Here is a 15,819-nt window from a genome sequence, read left to right as displayed (position 1 = left end):
GCTTTTTAGCGAAAAACATCTCGCGAAAGCTTGACCGTGAACAGAGTATCTACAGCAGCGAGCCCCGCAGCGAGTGCGGCTGGGCGGCGTCGATGTGCACGTCGGCAAACTGGCCAATCAGCGTGGGATTGTCGCAGCGGAAGTTGACGATACGGTTATTCTCGGTCCGGCCTTGCAGTTCGCCGGGGTCTTTTTTCGAATAATCGGTCACCAGGATCCGCTGGATCGAACCGACCATTTGTCGGCTGATCTCGAAACCTTGCTGGTTCAGGCGATGTTGCAGCGCATTCAGGCGTTCTTTCTTCAACGCTTCTGGCGTTTCGTCGGCCAGATCGGCAGCCGGAGTGCCCGGGCGCTGGCTGTAGACGAACGAGTAGGAGAAGTCGAAACCGACGTCTTCGATCAGCTTCATGGTCTGTTCGAAGTCTTTTTCGGTTTCGCCCGGAAAGCCGACGATGAAGTCAGAACTGATGCAGATCCCCGGCACGGCGGCACGCAGCTTGCGCAGTTTGGATTTGTATTCCAGCGCGGTGTGGTTGCGCTTCATCGCCGCCAGGATTCGGTCCGAGCCCGACTGCACCGGCAAGTGCAGATGCTTGACCAGTTCCGGCACGTCGGCGTGGGCCTGGATCAGGCTGTCGGAGAACTCCAGCGGGTGTGAGGTGGTGTAGCGGATGCGGTCAATGCCATCGACGGCGGCCACCACGCGGATCAGCTCGGCGAGATCCGCCAGGCGGCCATCGTGAGTGGTCCCGCGATAGCCATTGACGTTCTGCCCCAGCAGGGTCACTTCGCGCACGCCGTTTTCGGCCAGGTGGATGACCTCGGCGATCACGTCATCGAACGGTCGGCTGACTTCTTCACCACGTGTGTAAGGCACCACGCAGAAAGTACAGTACTTGCTGCAGCCTTCCATGACCGACACGTAGGCGCTTGGGCCATCGATGCGCGGCTCCGGCAAGTGGTCGAATTTTTCGATTTCCGGGAACGAGACGTCGACTTGCGGCAGTTTGGTCGCGCGCGCGGCGTCGATCATTTCCGGCAGGCGGTGCAGGGTCTGCGGGCCGAACACGACGTCGACATACGGGGCGCGGTCGCGGATGGCGGCGCCTTCCTGACTGGCCACGCAACCGCCGACGGCGATGACCATGTCCGGGTTTGCCAGTTTCAGTTCGCGCCAGCGGCCGAGTTGGGAGTACACACGGTCCTGGGCGCGTTCGCGGATCGAACAGGTATTGAGCAGGATCACGTCGGCGTCTTCAGCGCGAGCGGTGACTTCCAGGGCCTGATGTTCACCCAGCAGATCGACCATGCGCGAGCTGTCGTACTCGTTCATCTGGCAACCGTGGGTTTCGATGTAAAGCTTCTTGGCCATGGACCCCAGTCTCACGTGATTCAAAGAACCGCGCATTATAGGGAACATGTCCCAAGGTTCCTACCGCTGTGCGTCCGGCGGCTATGCTATAGTTCGCGCCCTCATTTTTATCTCCGATGTGTTGCCCGCCCACCATGACCAAACGTGAAGCCCCAATCTACAAGGTGATTTTCCTCAACCAGGGCCAGGTGTACGAAATGTATGCCAAGCAGATCTATCAAAGTGATCTGTGGGGCTTCCTGGAAGTGGAAGAGTTCGTCTTTGGCGAGCGCACGCAAGTGGTCGTCGATCCGAGCGAAGAGAAGCTCAAGGCTCAGTTCGAAGGCGTTGTGCGCAGTTTTGTGCCGATGCATTCGATCGTGCGCATCGACGAGGTCGAGCGCCTCGGCACGCCGAAAATCAGCGAAGCCCGCGGTGCGGTAGGCAATGTCATGCCGTTTCCGATGCCGATGCCTGAGAAGTAAGCAGATTCAGATTGATCGTTCCCACGCAGAGCGTGGGAGCTATCGGATCCGGCTAATCAGGGAAGTGGTGAAAACGGCGTACGCCCATCGGCGCTTTGCAATTCCATCAGGTACTTGCGGAAGATTTGCCCGAGCACCTGGGTAGCCACCTCAAGTTCTTCGCGGGGCATTTTCTCGGCGACTTCGTCGGCGGTGTCCAACGCATCTTCAGCGCCATTGACCGCCGCCATTTTCAGCACGATATAAGCCTGGATGTTATTGGCTGGTACGCCTTCGCCGTGGAAGAACATGGTGCCAAGTTTGAATTGCGCCTGTGCGTGGCCTTGCAGCGAGGCCTTTTCGAAGTAGCCCATGGCTTTTTTGAGGTCGCGCGGCGCGTTTTTGCCGTCGTAGTAGAACTCACCCAACTCGTATTGCGCTTGCGCATCCCCTTCATCCGACGCTTTCTGGCAGGCGGCGAGAGCCTGCGCCAGGTCTTGCGGCTGAGTATTGAGGGTGCAACGACCCATCGCTGGGATTAACAACGAGTTGCCGCCTGCTTGTGCGAGCGCGAGCAGGGGCTGAAGGAGCAACAGGCAGCCCAGTGCAAGGGCGCGGCCGGTGCGGTTCATGGGAATCGACTTACCTCTGAAGGGCGCGCGGACCCATCGAGGGATCCAATAAGCGCGCATTATGAAATAAGCAGGGCCAACCTTACAAAGTCTTTACTCGTTTTTCTGCTGCGCGGGGAATATATCGCCCACTTTGCTGGGGATATTGAGCAGAAGCGTAGGAATAAGGACGTAAAGGTAGGTGAAAGCTGACGCTGGCAATCGCCAACGTCAGCGGCACAGCGTTATTTCAATGCGGCAAATGCACGCTCGGCGGCATCCAGCGTCAGTTTCAGCTCGGTTTCACCATGGGCGATCGAAGTGAAGCCCGCTTCGAATGCGCTTGGCGCCAGGTACACGCCGCCTTCGAGCATCAGGTGGAAGAAGCGCCCGAAGAGGGCGGCGTCGCTGGCCATCACGTCATCGAAGGTGACGATGTCGTCGGCGCCGCTGAAGTACAGGCCGAACATGCCACCGGCCTGTGTGGTCACGAACGGAATGCCCGCCGCATCGGCGCGCTGTTGCAGGCCATCGAGCAGGCGGCTGGTGTAGTCGCTCAGCTCGGCGTGGAAACCCGGACGGCTGATCAAACGCAATGTTGTCAGACCGGCAGCCATAGCCAGCGGGTTACCCGACAAGGTGCCCGCCTGATAGACCGGGCCCAATGGCGCGATGTGCGACATGATTTCGCGCTTGCCACCGAAGCAGCCAACCGGCATGCCGCCACCGATGATCTTGCCGAAGGTGGTCAGGTCAGGCGTCACGCCGTAGTGGGCTTGTGCGCCGCCGAGGGCGACACGGAAACCGGTCATCACTTCGTCGAAAATCAGCACCACGCCATGCTTGTCGCACAGGGTCCGCAGACCTTCGAGGAAACCTGGCGCCGGAGGCACGCAGTTCATGTTGCCGGCCACTGGCTCGACGATGATGCACGCCACTTCCTGGCCGACTTCGGCGAGCAGGGTGTCTACGGCTTCGATGTCGTTGAACGGCAGGGTCAGGGTGTGTTTGGCGAAGGCCGCCGGCACACCGGCCGAGCTAGGCACGCCTTGGGTCAGGGCGCCGGAACCGGCCTTGACCAGCAGGCTGTCGGAGTGACCGTGGTAGCAGCCTTCGAACTTGATGATGCTGTCGCGGCCAGTGAAACCACGGGCCAGGCGGATCGCGCTCATGGTCGCTTCGGTGCCGGAGCTGACCATGCGCACCATTTCCATCGACGGCACGATCGAGCAAACCAGATCAGCCATCTGGGTTTCCATCTCGGTCGGGGCGCCGTAGGACAATCCGTGCTCAAGCTGTTTGCGTACCGCGTCCAGCACGTCGGGATGACTGTGACCGAGAATCATCGGCCCCCAGGAACCGACGTAATCCACGTAACGCTTGTCGTCTTCGTCAGTGACGTAGGCGCCTTCAGCGTGCTTGAAGAACAACGGCGTGCCGCCGACGCTTTTGAACGCGCGAACAGGCGAGTTCACGCCACCGGGAATGTGTTTCTGGGCATTGGCAAACAGCGTTTCGGAACGAGACATGATCGGGCTCTCAAAAATCAGGATTTGAACAATTCGTTAAAGGCGCGGGCGCGGCGCGTCACTTCGGCAGTGCTCTCGGCGCCAAACAGGCCATGGACTACCGCCAGCAGATCGACCCCGTGGGCCACCAGCGGGGCGGCGTTATCCAAGGTGATACCGCCGATCGCGCAGATCGGCAGGTGCAGTTTGCTGCGGGCCTTGTCGAGCAGTTCGAGACTGCAAGTCGGTGCGCCGGGTTTGGTGTTGGAGTTGAAAAAACGACCAAAGGCAACATAGCTGGCGCCTTCTTTGGCGGCTTGCTCGGCGAGTTCGAGCTGCGCGTGGCAAGTCGAACCGATGATCGCCTGGCGACCGAGCAACGCGCGGGCCGGAGTCAGCGGGCCATCGGTCTGGCCCAGGTGCACGCCGACGTTCAGGCGCGCGGCCAGTTCGGCATCGTCGTTAATGATCAGCTGGGTCTTGTAGCGATCGCACAGATCGCGCAGCGTTTCGGCCTCGCGCAGTCGGCGGGCCTCATCGCTGCTCTTGTCGCGGTATTGCAGCAGGGTGACGCCGCCTTCCAGCGCCGCCTCCACGTACGAAAGAAATTTACCGGCCAGCAGTTGGCTATCGGTAATGGCGTACAGGCCACGTAGTTTCATCGGACAAGCCTCCCCGCATTACAAATGAAAAGTTACGAACAGAAGTCCAGCGGCAGGCGGCGCGGCACGAACTGGCCTTTGCCTAGCTGCTCCGCGTCACGCAGGGTACGCCAAGTGTAGTTAAGTGCCGACTGTACGGCGCTGGCGAGGTTTTCACCGAGGGCCAGACGACCCGCCAGGGCGCTGGCCAACGTGCAACCGGAACCGTGATAACTGCCGGGCAGGCGTTGGCAGGTGAAGGTTTCGCGGTGACCGTCGCGGCTGTACAGGCGATTGTGGATTTCGTGTTCATCGCCATGGCCGCCAGTGATCAGCAGGTGTTTGACGAATGGCAGGAGTTTTTCAGCGCACTCGTCCGCGGTGCCTTCGGGCAGTTCGGCGAGGATGCGGGCTTCGGGAAGATTAGGGGTGGCGATGATCGACAGGGGCAGCAGGCGTTCGCGCATGGCGTAGCCGACTTCGTCCTTGCCCAGGCGTCCGCCGCCGCCAGCGCGCAGCACCGGGTCGCAGACCACCGGCAAATCCGGGTGGGCCGACAGCAGTTCGACCACGGTGTCGACCATTTCCAGGGAACCGAGCATGCCCAGTTTGACCGCTGCTACCGTCGAGTCGTTGAGCACGGCATTGGCCTGGGCCAACACCCACTCACGGTCGAGGACGCGGAAGTCAGTGACATTGACCGTGTCTTGCACGGTCAGGGCGGTGACGGCCGGGGCCGCATGACAACCCTGAGCGAGCAGGGCTTCGATATCTGCCTGCAAGCCGGCGCCACCACTTGGGTCGTGGCCGGAGAGACAGAGGACAACGGGGCGGGAGCTGTAGATATTCATGGTGCGCGAGCTTACCACCAAACATCTTTTTTCGGGTGTCGACCAGTGAGTCATGAGGCGGTCCATGTAGCAGCTGCCGAAGGCTGCGTTCGGCTGCGCAGCAGTCGTGAAGTCAGTCGCTGCGGTGCATCAGGCAGACCGCGTGTTCATTTTACGACTGCTACGCAGCCGAACGCAGGCTTCGCCAGCTGCTGCAGGGAATAAGCCATTGCCACACGCTGACGGGTAAACAGCTCTATCCCAACGCATTGAGCTGGAACGCCCGTGTTAGAGCCTTTGTAGGAAAAATTTTAATAGTGCTCAATGGCCATCAATGGCTATGCTAGAGTGGATCCAAACCAATAACAGGTAATACCGGTTTTACGTCTACTCAAAAGGAATGAGGGGCTTCCTGAGATAACCGGACAGGCCACGCTGGGGCTTAAATGCGCTATTTGCTGATGTTACTGTTGTGCTTGCCCCTCATGGCGAGTGCCGTCGAGTTCGATGAATTCACTCAAAGCCTTCCCCTGGGCCGAACCCTGCAAGTGTTTGAAGACGCGGGCGGTCAGGCGACCATCGCCGACGTCCGTGCGCAAGCCGCGGGCGGAAACTTCAAGCCTCACGACAAAGCGACCCTCAACGCCGGTTACTCGCGTTCAGCGTTCTGGTTGAAAATTGACCTGCATTACCGCCCGACCAATCCCGCGGTGCAACGCACCTGGTTGCTGGAACTGGCCTATCCGCCCCTTGATCACCTTGATCTGTACTTGCCCGATGCTGCCGGTGGCTATCAGTTGGCCCGACAGACCGGTGATGCCTTGCCGTTCGCCACTCGCGAAATCCGCCAGAACAACTACCTGTTCGATATGAACTTCACCGCTGATCAAGCGCAAACCGTGTACCTGCGCCTGCAGAGTGAAGGGTCGATCCAGGCGCCGGTCACGTTGTGGTCGAGTACTGCTTTGCTCGAAGAACAACCGGTCCGACTCTATGTGTTGGGCCTGATCTACGGCGTGTTGTTGGGCATGCTGGTCTACAACCTGTTCATCTACCTCAGCGTGCGCGATACCAGTTACCTCTATTACATCTTCTACATCGCCTCGTTCGGCCTGTATCAGCTGTCGGTAAACGGCGCAGCCGTGGAATATTTCTGGCCAGACAACCCGTGGTGGGCCAACGCCGCCACGCCGTTTTTCATCGGTTGCTCGGGGCTCTTCGGCAGCCAGTTCGCCCGTAGTTTCTTGCAGATCACAACGTACAGCCGTTGGCTCGACCGCTTGCTGTTGGCATTGATTGCGTTCAGCGCGGTGGTGGTCGGGTTGTCATTGATGGCCAGTTACGCCCTGGCCTTGCGTCTGGCGACAGCGCTGGCACTGGCCTTCACCCTAGTGATTTTTGCCGCAGGGATTTTCGCCTGGCTGCGTGGCCTGCGAGTGGCGCGGTATTTCATCATCGCCTGGTCGGCCTTCCTGCTCGGCGGCATCGTCAACACGCTGATGGTGCTGGGTTACCTGCCGAACGTGTTCCTGACCATGTATTCCAGCCAGATCGGCTCGGCGATTGAAGTGGCGCTGCTGTCCCTGGCACTGGCCGATCGCATCAATGCCATGCGCGAGCAACAGGCGCAGACCCTGTTCGATGCCGGTCAAAAGCTCGAAGTGCTGAACCAGCAATTGGCTCACAGTAACAAGCTCAAGGACGAATTCCTCGCCACCCTGACCCACGAACTGCGCACGCCTATGAATGGCGTGATCGGTTCGCTGGAGCTGATGCAGACCGTCGGGATGGGCCCGGAGTTGGAGCAATACCAGCAAACAGCCGCAGGTTCGGCGCGAGACATGATGCGCATGGTCAACGGCATCCTGACCCTGACCGAGTTGCAGGCCGGCAAACTCAAGACCTATCCGGCTACCTTCAGTTTGCGCGGCGTGGTTGAGGCTTTGCGCCTGCAGTTTGAGGGCAACGCCCTGAGCAAGTCGTTGGACTTCAAAGTTGACGTGACGGCGGGGCTGCCGGATCGCTTGCACGGCGACAGCGCCAAGTTGGCGCAGTGCCTGGAATGCCTGCTGGATAACGCGATCAAGTTCACTCGAATTGGCGGGTTAGCGATGCGGGTGACGGGTAAACCCGTGGAGCCCAACCGACTGGCACTGTCGTTTGCGGTGATCGACACCGGCATCGGCTTCAGCGATCTGGGAGAGGCGACCCTTTATCAGCGGTTCTTCCAGCTCGACGGCTCGATGACCCGAGAATACGGCGGTCTGGGCGTCGGCCTGGCGATCTGTCGGCAGTTGGTGGAATTACTCGGCGGGCGCCTGACTCACCGCTCCGAGCCTGGCCGGGGCAGCCGCTTCCAGCTCGACGTCGAACTCGAACTGCCCGTGGTGGAACGGCCGTCAGTGCCCTTGATGACCCAGGAATTTCCTCGCCTGCGATTGCCTCAGGACTGCACGGTGCTGCTGGTCGATGACAACAGCATCAATCAGTTGGTGATGCGCGGGATGTTGCTCAAACTGGGGTTCCGGGTGCGCACCGCCGACAATGGCGCTACCGCGCTTGATCACTTGCAGCGCGAAACCTTTGATGCGGTATTGCTCGATTGCCAGCTAACACCTCTGGACGGCGCGTCCCTCTGTTGCCAGATCCGCGCGTTGCCGGGCTGCAGCGAATTGCCAGTATTCGTGATTGCCTTGAGCATTGATCGGGAACGCTTCCCGACCGGTGCCTTGATCGATTACCTGAACAAACCGGTGAAGTTCGAGGACCTGCAGGCAGCGCTCTATCGTCGCGTGCTCTGTCCAAGGCAAGGCGAAAGCGCCGGCAGTTAGGCAGATATGACACTTTGTTCCGCTAAGGGGCGGTGCTTAACTGAAGTCCCTTGGCTGACCAAAGGAGCCCCGTCATGAACCTGCATCAGTTCGCCGAAACCCACGAAGTCACCAACCAGCCACCGTCGCTGGACGGCACCAACCTGTATCGCATCGACCTGCCGTTGCAGGAGTGGTCGCGGCGTTTCGGGGCCGGGTGGGCCGAGTCGCGGATCGACGCTTACGGCGCCCTGGCAGGCGGGTCGCTGATGGACGCGGGGTTCCTGGCCAATCAGAACAAGCCGGTTTTCAGCAGTCATGACCGTTACGGCCATCGCATTGACCTGGTGGAATTTCACCCGGCCTATCACGAACTGATGCGCACGGCGGTCGAGCACGGTTTGACCTCGTTGCCCTGGGCGCATCCGCAGTCCGGCGCCCACGTCGCCCGCGCCGCCCTGACCTACCTGCACAGTCAGGCCGAAGCTGGCAGTGGTTGCCCGCTGACCATGACCTTCGCCAGCGTCCCGGCGATGCGCCTGCAACCGGACCTGGCGGAGCAGTGGCTGCCGAAAATCCTCTCTACCGAATACGACCCGCGCAATGTCGGCATGGCCCACAAGGCCGGGGTCACCATCGGTATGGCGATGACCGAGAAACAGGGCGGCACCGACGTGCGGGCCAACACCACCAAGGCTTATCCGGTCGGCGCCAGTGGTCCGGGCCAGGCGTATGAGCTGGTGGGTCACAAGTGGTTCTGTTCGGCGCCGATGTGCGATGCCTTCCTGACCCTGGCCCAGACTGACAAGGGGCTGACCTGTTTCCTGTTGCCGCGCCATCGCCCGGACGACTCGCGCAATCAGTTCTACATACAGCGCCTGAAGAACAAGCTCGGCAATTGCTCCAACGCTTCCAGTGAAGTGGAGTTCCGTGGTGCACTGGCATGGATGGTCGGCGAGGAGGGGCGGGGCGTTCCGACCATCATCGAAATGGTCGCCATGACCCGCTTCGATTGCATGGTCGGTTCCAGTTCGCTGATGCGCCAGGCCCTGACCCAGGCCAGCCATCACTGCGCTCACCGTAGGGTTGGCGGCAAGTTGCTCAGCGAACAACCCTTGATGCAGAACGTACTGGCCGACCTGGCTCTGGAAAGCGAAGCCGCCCTGGCGTTGAGCCTGCGCATGGGCCAGGCGCTGGATCATCTGGATGACGACCATGAAGCCAAATTCGCTCGGCTGGTCACGGCGGTGGGCAAGTACTGGATCTGCAAACGCGCGCCAGGGATGATCAACGAAGCCGCCGAATGCATGGGCGGCGCCGGTTATGTCGAAGACAGCATCTTGCCGCGGTTGTACCGTGAGGCACCGGTCAATTCGACGTGGGAAGGTTCCGGCAACGTGCAATGCCTCGACGTTTTGCGAGCGTTGTCGAAGGAGCCGGGTGTGCTCGACGTATTGTTCAGCGAATTGGGCGATGGTCATGGCGACCAACGCTTGGCCGCGCACATCAGCCAATTGAAGGCGGCCTTCAAGGACACCCGCGATATTCAATACCGCGCCCGCCAGCTCACCGAAGACATTGCCTTGGGCCTTCAAGCCAAACTGTTGCTGGAAGCCGGCAACAGCGCCGTCAGTGACGCCTTCATCGCCAGCCGCCTAGGTTCCGCCGGTCGGGTGTATGGCGCGTTGCCACGTGGGCTGGGTGTGGAAGCGATTGTTGCCCGCTCGACACCACAGGGCTTCTGATCGCGCTGACTTGCAGGCAAGATGAAGGTCTGCAAGTCAGAACACAGGATGCTGATCGTGACCGAAGCTTTTATTGTCGTTCAAACCGCCGAGCAAGCCGTGGATCGGCTTGCGCTCTTGCACAATCGTGCAACCACCGCGCTGAACCAGGCGCTCAAGCGTTACCTCAAGGATCGTGTCGAACCGGACGCCGAACAGCGTGCGATGTTTCGTTATCCCGAACTGCGCCTGACCTACCTCTGCCAGGGCGAAGTCCCACAGACCACGCGCGCCTATGCCAAGGTTCAATTGCCGGGGACTTACAGCGTCACCGTCACCCATCCGGCGGCTTTCCGTAAATATCTGCTGGAACAGCTTGTTCCTTTGATGCACGACTTCACCGTGACGGTGGAAGTCGGTATCAGCCAGCAAAACATTCCTTATCCGTACGTGGTTGAGCAGGGCGATGAACTGGCCGGCTCCGGCGTCACCGCAGCGACGCTGGCGCGGGTGTTTCCGAGTACTGACCTGTCCGCCGCCACCGACGGCATCGCCGATGGTTTGTACGATTGGGAAAACACCGATCCGCTGCCGTTGGCTTTGTTCGACGCCGCGCGGGTGGATTTCTCCCTGCGCCGCCTGGTGCATTACACCGGCAGCGACTGGCGCCATGTGCAACCGTGGATTCTGCTGACCAACTACCACCGCTACGTCGACCAGTTCATCGTTCATGGTCTGGAACAGTTGCGCAGCGATCCGCGTTTCGTGCGCATGGTCTTGCCGGGCAACGTCATCATCGAAAAGAGCATGGACCACGGCGAAGCCTCGGCGATTGCCGCGGGCGTGGTCTGGCACCGTTATCAGATGCCGGCCTATCACCTGATCGCCACCGACGGCCATGGCGTGACTCTGGTCAACATCGGCGTCGGCCCGTCCAACGCCAAGAACATCACCGACCACCTGGCAGTGCTGCGTCCGCACTGCTGGCTGATGATCGGCCACTGTGGCGGCTTGCGTCAGTCGCAGACCATTGGCGATTACGTGCTGGCGCACGCCTACATGCGCCGCGACGGGATTCTCGATCGGGTCGTACCGCCGAATATCCCGATTCCGGCCCTGGCCGAAGTGCAGATGGCGTTGCAGCAAGCGGCGGCCAACATCACTGGAGAGAAGGGCGACGAGCTGAAAAAACGCCTGCGCACCGGCACCGTACTGACCTACGACGACCGTAACTGGGAATTGCGCTGGGCTCAAGAACGTCCGCTGATCAACCTGTCTCGCGCCGTGGCGGTGGACATGGAAAGCGGCACCATCGCCGCGCAAGGTTATCGTTTGCGGGTCCCATATGGCACGTTGCTCTGTGTCTCGGACAAACCGTTGCACAGTGAAATCAAGCTGCCGGGTTCGGCCAACGCTTTCTATGAGCGCGCGGTCAGCCAGCACTTGAAGATCGGCATCGAGGCGGTGGACTTGTTGCGCACCGAGCTCAACTCTCTGCACTCACGCAAACTGCGCAGCTTCGACGAGCCGCCGTTCCGCTAACGGTTTGTCGTGGTCATTTGGCGGTCGGGGCACTAGCATTAGCAGTCCTGACCGTTAGATGTTGTTTTCCCCATGTCCCGTCCCCCGCGTCCTCCTTCCCGCCATCCAGGTGCGAAGCCAGCTCCTTCAGCCCCGCGTCGTGTCGCCAAAGCGCCGCCGGCCGAGCCGAAGCTGATTCTGTTCAACAAACCGTTCGATGTGCTAACGCAATTCAGCGACGGCGAAGGGCGGGCGACGCTCAAGGATTTCATCGAGATTCCCGGGATTTACCCGGCAGGACGGCTTGACCGTGACAGCGAAGGTTTGCTGCTGCTGACCAACGACGGCCAGCTTCAGGCGCGGATCGCCGACCCGAAACACAAACTGGCCAAGACCTATTGGGTGCAAGTGGAAGGCGAGCCGAGTGCCGAGCAATTGCAGCGTTTGCGCGATGGCGTCGAGCTGAATGACGGTATGACCTTGCCAGCCGAGGCGCGACAGTTGGAAGAGCCCGAGCTGTGGCCACGCAATCCGCCGGTGCGGTTTCGCAAAAGCGTGCCGACCCGCTGGCTGGAGCTGGTGATTCGCGAAGGGCGCAACCGTCAGGTACGGCGCATGACCGCGGCGGTGGGGTTGCCGACATTGCGCCTGGTGCGGGTCAAAATTGGCGACTGGACCATCGAAGGGCTTGATCAGGGCCAGTGGAAGGAAGTGCCGGCGCGTTTATAACGAGCCGGATTCGATCAGGCCGATCACCACGCTTTTGATCACGAACGCGGCCACGCCCAGGCCGAGTACGGAAAACAGAATGAACGAGCCAAAGCGCCCGGCCTTGGACTTCTTCGCCAGGTCCCAAACGATGAAACCCATGAAAATGATCAGGATGCTGACCAGGCTGGTCATCATCCACTCTTCGAATACTGCAGGATCCATCGAACATCTCCAGCGTTGGCGGGGCTAAAAGGCGCTGGAGTATACGTCATGGGGGATTGGCCGGGCATTGACCTGCGGCAGTGTGTCGCAGCTATTCGTCGCCCTGATAGTGATCGTTCAGCCGCGCAAATGAGTCAACGGCAACTCGGTACTATTGAGCACCTGGTTCAACACAAAACTCGACCGCACACTCGTCACCCCTTCAATCCGTGTGAGATGCCCTAGCAGCAATTTCTGATAATGGTCCATGTCCGGCACCACCACCTTGAGCTGATAGTCGGCATCCATTCCGGTCACCAAACTGCATTCCAGCACCTGCGGCAACGTACGAATGGCCGCTTCGAAGTTTTCGAAACGCTCCGGTGTGTGTCGGTCCATGCCGATCAACACGTAAGCCGTCAGGCTCAGGCCGAGCATCTTGCGGTCCAGCAGGGCCACCTGACGGGAGATGTAACCGTCGTCTTCCAGCTGCTTGACCCGTCGAGAGCATGGCGAAGGGGAAAGGCCGATGCGTTCGGCCAGCTCCTGGTTGGAGATGCGCGCGTCACGCTGCAATTCCGCCAAAATGCTCAGGTCGTATCGGTCGAGTTTGCTCATCAATCAGGCCTTTGTCATAACTATTGCGGCGGATTATCTATCCAGGGTTAAAAATTGCGCAAGTGATGTTTATTTGAGCAATCTTCGCAATCCTCTGCTGGCGCCGCGAGCCTATTCTTATCACCAGAATCACTGCTCGGACAAACAGTCCAGTGCGGCTCGCCCAATCAGGCCCGCTGCGGTCGCCACCCCCACAGGGGATGAGCCGGCCCCCGAGCTACACACTGTCCAGAAGACGGCGTGAGGTGAGCCGACGTCAAAAGCGTCGAGCACGGACGAAGTTCTCAAAGGGAGGCCGACGGGTCTCCCTTTTCTTTTGCCCGGAATTTGGCATGCCCTAGATAAAGTCTTCCTCAATAAATAAGTGGAGGGCTGATAACCTGTTGCAGAACCGGCCGGTGCTTTCCCAGTCTTACGTACAGGCCCTAACCCGCAGTGAGGAAAAGCATGAAGTCGCGCATCTGGCGTTTGGCCGGTGTTGGTTTGCTGTGTGTATGTGTCACTGCGCAATCGCTGGCCGATGAGCCGCAAAACCGGGGTCCCGATGGTGGACAACGTGGCTCGGACGGCCATCAGGGAAACAATCAGGGCCATGGCGGCGATAATCAGCAGCAGAATCAATCGCGTCCGCAGAACAACGACATCATTCGTGGCGACAACAGTCGCCAGTTCGAGCACAACGGCCAGAATCAGCAGAACCGTCAGCCGCACGACTACAACAGTCCGGTTCGACCACCACCGCCGCCGCCGCAACTACCGGCCAATGACCTGCCGATCCAGGGGCGGCCCGACACCGTGCGCCAGACCCAGCAGCCGCAGCGTGGTTACTATCAGGACGTGCCGCGGCGCAACGATAACAACCCGCATTGGCAGAACAACGGTCCGCGTCCCAATGACCATCGCTGGACCGGTCGCCCGGATGGGCACGGTAATGGCTGGGGCTCCGGCCCGCAGTACCGACCCGGTCATGTGATCGATCGCTTCCCGGACCGTGATTACCGCGTGCCCTATCGTGGGCAGGATTACTTCTACTCCGGCGGCTACTGGTATCGCCCGCTCGGCCCGCGTTATGTGGTGGTGCAGCCGCCACGCGGGATTCGCACCCGCTACTTGCCCGATTACGCGCGTGAAGTGTGGATCGGCGGTGCGCTGTTGTTCCTGGCGGCCGGCTCGTATTACGCCTATCAGGACAGCACTCAGGATTACATCGTGGTCGAGCCGCCCGTGCAACCGCAGCTGCAACCGGTCAGCAATAGTTATGACGTGGTGGCGTATCCAGCCAACGGTCAGTCGCCGGAGCAGGTCAACCAGGACGGTTACGAGTGCTATCAATACGCAGTGCAGCAGAGTGGCTTCGATCCGCGAACGGCCACCTACCAGCCGGACCCCTCGGTGGTGCAAGCCTACCGCCAGGCCCAGGGCAACTGCCTGAGCAGTCGCGGTTATCAGGTGAGTTTCTGAGCCCTGGTGGTCTGCACCACTTCCTGCGGGTCGGCGTGCACCAGCACTTCGGCTCGCGGGTAGGCGGCATGAATAGCATCGGCGGCTTGGTCGCTGATGCCGTGAGCGACTGACAGGGTCAAATCCCCCGGTAATTCCAGATGCAACTGCACGAACCACTGGCTACCGGAAATCCGTGTACGCAAGTCGTGCGCCCCCAATACTCCCGGTACGCCGCAGGCCAGTTCGAGCATGTGCTGGCTGACGTCCGACGGCAGTTCTTCATCCATCAACACGGTAAAACTTTCCCGGCCGATCTGAATCGCGCTCCAGAGAATGTAGACGGCGATCGCCAATCCAAACCAAGGGTCGACCTGATGCCAGCCAAACCCGGCGAGCACCAGCGCCACCAGAATGCTGCCGTTGAGCAGCATGTCCGAGCGGTAATGCAGAGAGTCGGCGCGCACCGCGTTGGAGCCGGTCGCCTTGACGACCCGATGTTGCAACATCAGCAGGGCCAGCGTCAGCACCAGGGAAAACACAATCACCCCGATGCTGATCCATGGCGCCCCCACCGGTTCCGGGTGTTTGAGTCGATCGATCGCCTGCAAGGCAATCAGCACAGCACTGCCACCAATGAACAACGCCTGAGCCATGCCTGCCAGCGACTCGGCCTTGCCGTGACCATAACGGTGATCGTCGTCGGCCGGGCGCAAGGCGTAATGCACCGCAAGCAAGTTGAGCAGCGAGGTGACGCCGTCGAGGGTCGAGTCGGTCAGCCCGGCGAGCATGCTCACCGAACCGCTCAACCACCAGGCGATGGCTTTGGCGACGATCAGCGTACACGCCACCGCGACCGAGGCGCGGGTCGCCAGCCGCAACAGGCGGGCGTGTTCGGAGCTTGCGATCATAGGGGCGGCTTGTCCTTTAAGTGTTCCTTCACAGGCACGGATTACGCGGCAGGTTGCAGGCCGAACATGGCCAGTTGCTGCGCGCTGCCCTTATGCTGAATCAGACGCGGGTCGTCCAGCGGGAAGCTACGTCCCAGTTCGGTTTCGAGAATAGTCTGCAACTTGTGGTTATCGACCTTGCCGTCGGCGCCGATGGCTTCCTTGAGTTTTTCCGGGGCCACTTGGGTGGTCTTGCCGGGCTCGAAGTAAATCGCGCCAGTGGCGAAGTCCACGGCAAACGCGATCAGGCCGGGAATGATGTAGAACAGCAGGCCCACGGCATCGAGCGCGGCGATGGCCGGGTCGATCTTGCCGTCGATCTGACCACGACGGTCAGGGTAGAAAATCGATCCGCAAGCGGTCACTTGCGTCAGCAACGTCGCGACCAATACACCGCCAATCAAGCGAAAGGGAATACGCATATGAAATCTCCTGA

Annotated in this window: 15 protein-coding genes; 6 read left to right on the top strand and 9 right to left on the bottom strand. The window is 60.4% G+C overall.

Annotated features, from left to right (window positions below):
• Nucleotides 1-49 precede the first annotated feature (49 nt).
• Nucleotides 50-1,375 carry a tRNA (N6-isopentenyl adenosine(37)-C2)-methylthiotransferase MiaB gene (miaB, locus tag QK293_RS22865; RefSeq protein ID WP_282381347.1) on the bottom strand — a complete coding sequence of 442 codons (1,326 nt, stop codon included), beginning with the start codon at nucleotides 1,373-1,375 and terminating at the stop codon, nucleotides 50-52.
• 134 nt (nucleotides 1,376-1,509) lie between these two features.
• Between miaB and QK293_RS22860 the strand changes: the two genes are divergently transcribed.
• Nucleotides 1,510-1,839, top strand: a complete 330-nt coding sequence (locus QK293_RS22860; protein WP_007894425.1) for a DUF1820 family protein — start codon at nucleotides 1,510-1,512, stop codon at nucleotides 1,837-1,839.
• A 56-nt stretch (nucleotides 1,840-1,895) separates the two neighbouring features.
• On the opposite strand, the gene QK293_RS22855 is transcribed toward QK293_RS22860, so the two are convergent.
• The 4 genes from QK293_RS22855 to QK293_RS22840 form a co-directional block, all read right to left on the bottom strand.
• Nucleotides 1,896-2,450 (bottom strand): tetratricopeptide repeat protein, encoded by a 555-nt coding sequence (locus QK293_RS22855; RefSeq protein ID WP_282381345.1) that lies wholly within the window; start codon nucleotides 2,448-2,450, stop codon nucleotides 1,896-1,898.
• A 224-nt stretch (nucleotides 2,451-2,674) separates the two neighbouring features.
• Nucleotides 2,675-3,958 carry a glutamate-1-semialdehyde 2,1-aminomutase gene (gene hemL, locus QK293_RS22850; protein WP_282381343.1) on the bottom strand — a complete coding sequence of 428 codons (1,284 nt, stop codon included), beginning with the start codon at nucleotides 3,956-3,958 and terminating at the stop codon, nucleotides 2,675-2,677.
• 17 nt (nucleotides 3,959-3,975) lie between these two features.
• Nucleotides 3,976-4,599, bottom strand: coding sequence for a thiamine phosphate synthase (gene thiE / locus QK293_RS22845; protein ID WP_282381341.1), 624 nt, complete (start codon nucleotides 4,597-4,599; stop codon nucleotides 3,976-3,978).
• A 32-nt stretch (nucleotides 4,600-4,631) separates the two neighbouring features.
• Complete coding sequence (locus tag QK293_RS22840) at nucleotides 4,632-5,429, bottom strand: hydroxymethylpyrimidine/phosphomethylpyrimidine kinase (RefSeq protein WP_282381340.1); 798 nt, start codon at nucleotides 5,427-5,429, stop codon at nucleotides 4,632-4,634.
• A 425-nt stretch (nucleotides 5,430-5,854) separates the two neighbouring features.
• Between QK293_RS22840 and QK293_RS22835 the strand changes: the two genes are divergently transcribed.
• The 4 genes from QK293_RS22835 (at nucleotide 5,855) to QK293_RS22820 (ending at nucleotide 12,192) form a co-directional block, all read left to right on the top strand.
• On the top strand, nucleotides 5,855-8,239 hold the full coding sequence (locus tag QK293_RS22835) for a hybrid sensor histidine kinase/response regulator (RefSeq protein ID WP_282381338.1): 2,385 nt from the start codon (nucleotides 5,855-5,857) through the stop codon (nucleotides 8,237-8,239).
• 74 nt (nucleotides 8,240-8,313) lie between these two features.
• A complete protein-coding gene (locus QK293_RS22830; protein ID WP_282381336.1) occupies nucleotides 8,314-9,963 on the top strand; it encodes an acyl-CoA dehydrogenase family protein in 1,650 nt (549 codons plus the stop codon).
• Nucleotides 9,964-9,984: 21 nt separating this feature from the next.
• Nucleotides 9,985-11,484 (top strand): AMP nucleosidase, encoded by a 1,500-nt coding sequence (gene amn / locus QK293_RS22825; RefSeq protein ID WP_282381334.1) that lies wholly within the window; start codon nucleotides 9,985-9,987, stop codon nucleotides 11,482-11,484.
• Between the two features lie 72 nt (nucleotides 11,485-11,556).
• Complete coding sequence (locus QK293_RS22820; protein ID WP_282381331.1) at nucleotides 11,557-12,192, top strand: pseudouridine synthase; 636 nt, start codon at nucleotides 11,557-11,559, stop codon at nucleotides 12,190-12,192.
• Here the strand turns inward: QK293_RS22820 and QK293_RS22815 are convergent.
• Together QK293_RS22815 and QK293_RS22810 are read right to left on the bottom strand one after the other, a co-directional pair.
• Complete coding sequence (locus tag QK293_RS22815; protein ID WP_282381329.1) at nucleotides 12,187-12,396, bottom strand: DUF2788 domain-containing protein; 210 nt, start codon at nucleotides 12,394-12,396, stop codon at nucleotides 12,187-12,189. The two genes, QK293_RS22820 and QK293_RS22815, sit on opposite strands and share 6 nt — an antisense overlap.
• 117 nt (nucleotides 12,397-12,513) lie before the next feature.
• Nucleotides 12,514-12,993, bottom strand: coding sequence for an Lrp/AsnC family transcriptional regulator (locus tag QK293_RS22810; RefSeq protein ID WP_054052470.1), 480 nt, complete (start codon nucleotides 12,991-12,993; stop codon nucleotides 12,514-12,516).
• Nucleotides 12,994-13,440: 447 nt separating this feature from the next.
• On the opposite strand from QK293_RS22810, the gene QK293_RS22805 reads away from it, so the two are divergent.
• Nucleotides 13,441-14,454 carry a DUF6515 family protein gene (locus QK293_RS22805; protein ID WP_282381325.1) on the top strand — a complete coding sequence of 338 codons (1,014 nt, stop codon included), beginning with the start codon at nucleotides 13,441-13,443 and terminating at the stop codon, nucleotides 14,452-14,454.
• Here the strand turns inward: QK293_RS22805 and QK293_RS22800 are convergent.
• On the bottom strand, nucleotides 14,439-15,344 hold the full coding sequence (locus QK293_RS22800; protein ID WP_282381323.1) for a cation diffusion facilitator family transporter: 906 nt from the start codon (nucleotides 15,342-15,344) through the stop codon (nucleotides 14,439-14,441). The genes QK293_RS22805 and QK293_RS22800 overlap by 16 nt on opposite strands.
• 41 nt (nucleotides 15,345-15,385) lie before the next feature.
• Entirely contained in the window at nucleotides 15,386-15,805 is a 420-nt protein-coding gene (locus QK293_RS22795) for a polyribonucleotide nucleotidyltransferase (protein ID WP_282381321.1), read from the bottom strand.
• Nucleotides 15,806-15,819: the final 14 nt, after the last annotated feature.

It is taken from the genome of Pseudomonas sp. AL03 (assembly GCF_029960815.1).
In the GTDB taxonomy this organism is placed as follows: Bacteria; Pseudomonadota; Gammaproteobacteria; order Pseudomonadales; family Pseudomonadaceae; genus Aquipseudomonas.
The sequence above is the reverse complement of the archived record's forward strand: the minus strand, read 5'-3'. Positions and strand labels throughout refer to the sequence as shown.

What these genes read in the sequence shown, in the direction of transcription:
- QK293_RS22815 (WP_282381329.1), bottom strand. Translation starts at nt 12,396, where the DNA reads ATGGATCCTGCAGTATTCGAAGAGTGGATGATGACCAGCCTGGTCAGC.
- miaB (WP_282381347.1), bottom strand. Translation starts at nt 1,375, where the DNA reads ATGGCCAAGAAGCTTTACATCGAAACCCACGGTTGCCAGATGAACGAG.
- QK293_RS22855 (WP_282381345.1), bottom strand. Translation starts at nt 2,450, where the DNA reads ATGAACCGCACCGGCCGCGCCCTTGCACTGGGCTGCCTGTTGCTCCTT.
- QK293_RS22805 (WP_282381325.1), top strand. Translation starts at nt 13,441, where the DNA reads ATGAAGTCGCGCATCTGGCGTTTGGCCGGTGTTGGTTTGCTGTGTGTA.
- QK293_RS22810 (WP_054052470.1), bottom strand. Translation starts at nt 12,993, where the DNA reads ATGAGCAAACTCGACCGATACGACCTGAGCATTTTGGCGGAATTGCAG.
- QK293_RS22835 (WP_282381338.1), top strand. Translation starts at nt 5,855, where the DNA reads ATGCGCTATTTGCTGATGTTACTGTTGTGCTTGCCCCTCATGGCGAGT.
- QK293_RS22830 (WP_282381336.1), top strand. Translation starts at nt 8,314, where the DNA reads ATGAACCTGCATCAGTTCGCCGAAACCCACGAAGTCACCAACCAGCCA.
- QK293_RS22820 (WP_282381331.1), top strand. Translation starts at nt 11,557, where the DNA reads ATGTCCCGTCCCCCGCGTCCTCCTTCCCGCCATCCAGGTGCGAAGCCA.
- QK293_RS22800 (WP_282381323.1), bottom strand. Translation starts at nt 15,344, where the DNA reads ATGATCGCAAGCTCCGAACACGCCCGCCTGTTGCGGCTGGCGACCCGC.
- QK293_RS22860 (WP_007894425.1), top strand. Translation starts at nt 1,510, where the DNA reads ATGACCAAACGTGAAGCCCCAATCTACAAGGTGATTTTCCTCAACCAG.
- hemL (WP_282381343.1), bottom strand. Translation starts at nt 3,958, where the DNA reads ATGTCTCGTTCCGAAACGCTGTTTGCCAATGCCCAGAAACACATTCCC.
- QK293_RS22840 (WP_282381340.1), bottom strand. Translation starts at nt 5,429, where the DNA reads ATGAATATCTACAGCTCCCGCCCCGTTGTCCTCTGTCTCTCCGGCCAC.
- QK293_RS22795 (WP_282381321.1), bottom strand. Translation starts at nt 15,805, where the DNA reads ATGCGTATTCCCTTTCGCTTGATTGGCGGTGTATTGGTCGCGACGTTG.
- thiE (WP_282381341.1), bottom strand. Translation starts at nt 4,599, where the DNA reads ATGAAACTACGTGGCCTGTACGCCATTACCGATAGCCAACTGCTGGCC.
- amn (WP_282381334.1), top strand. Translation starts at nt 9,985, where the DNA reads ATGAAGGTCTGCAAGTCAGAACACAGGATGCTGATCGTGACCGAAGCT.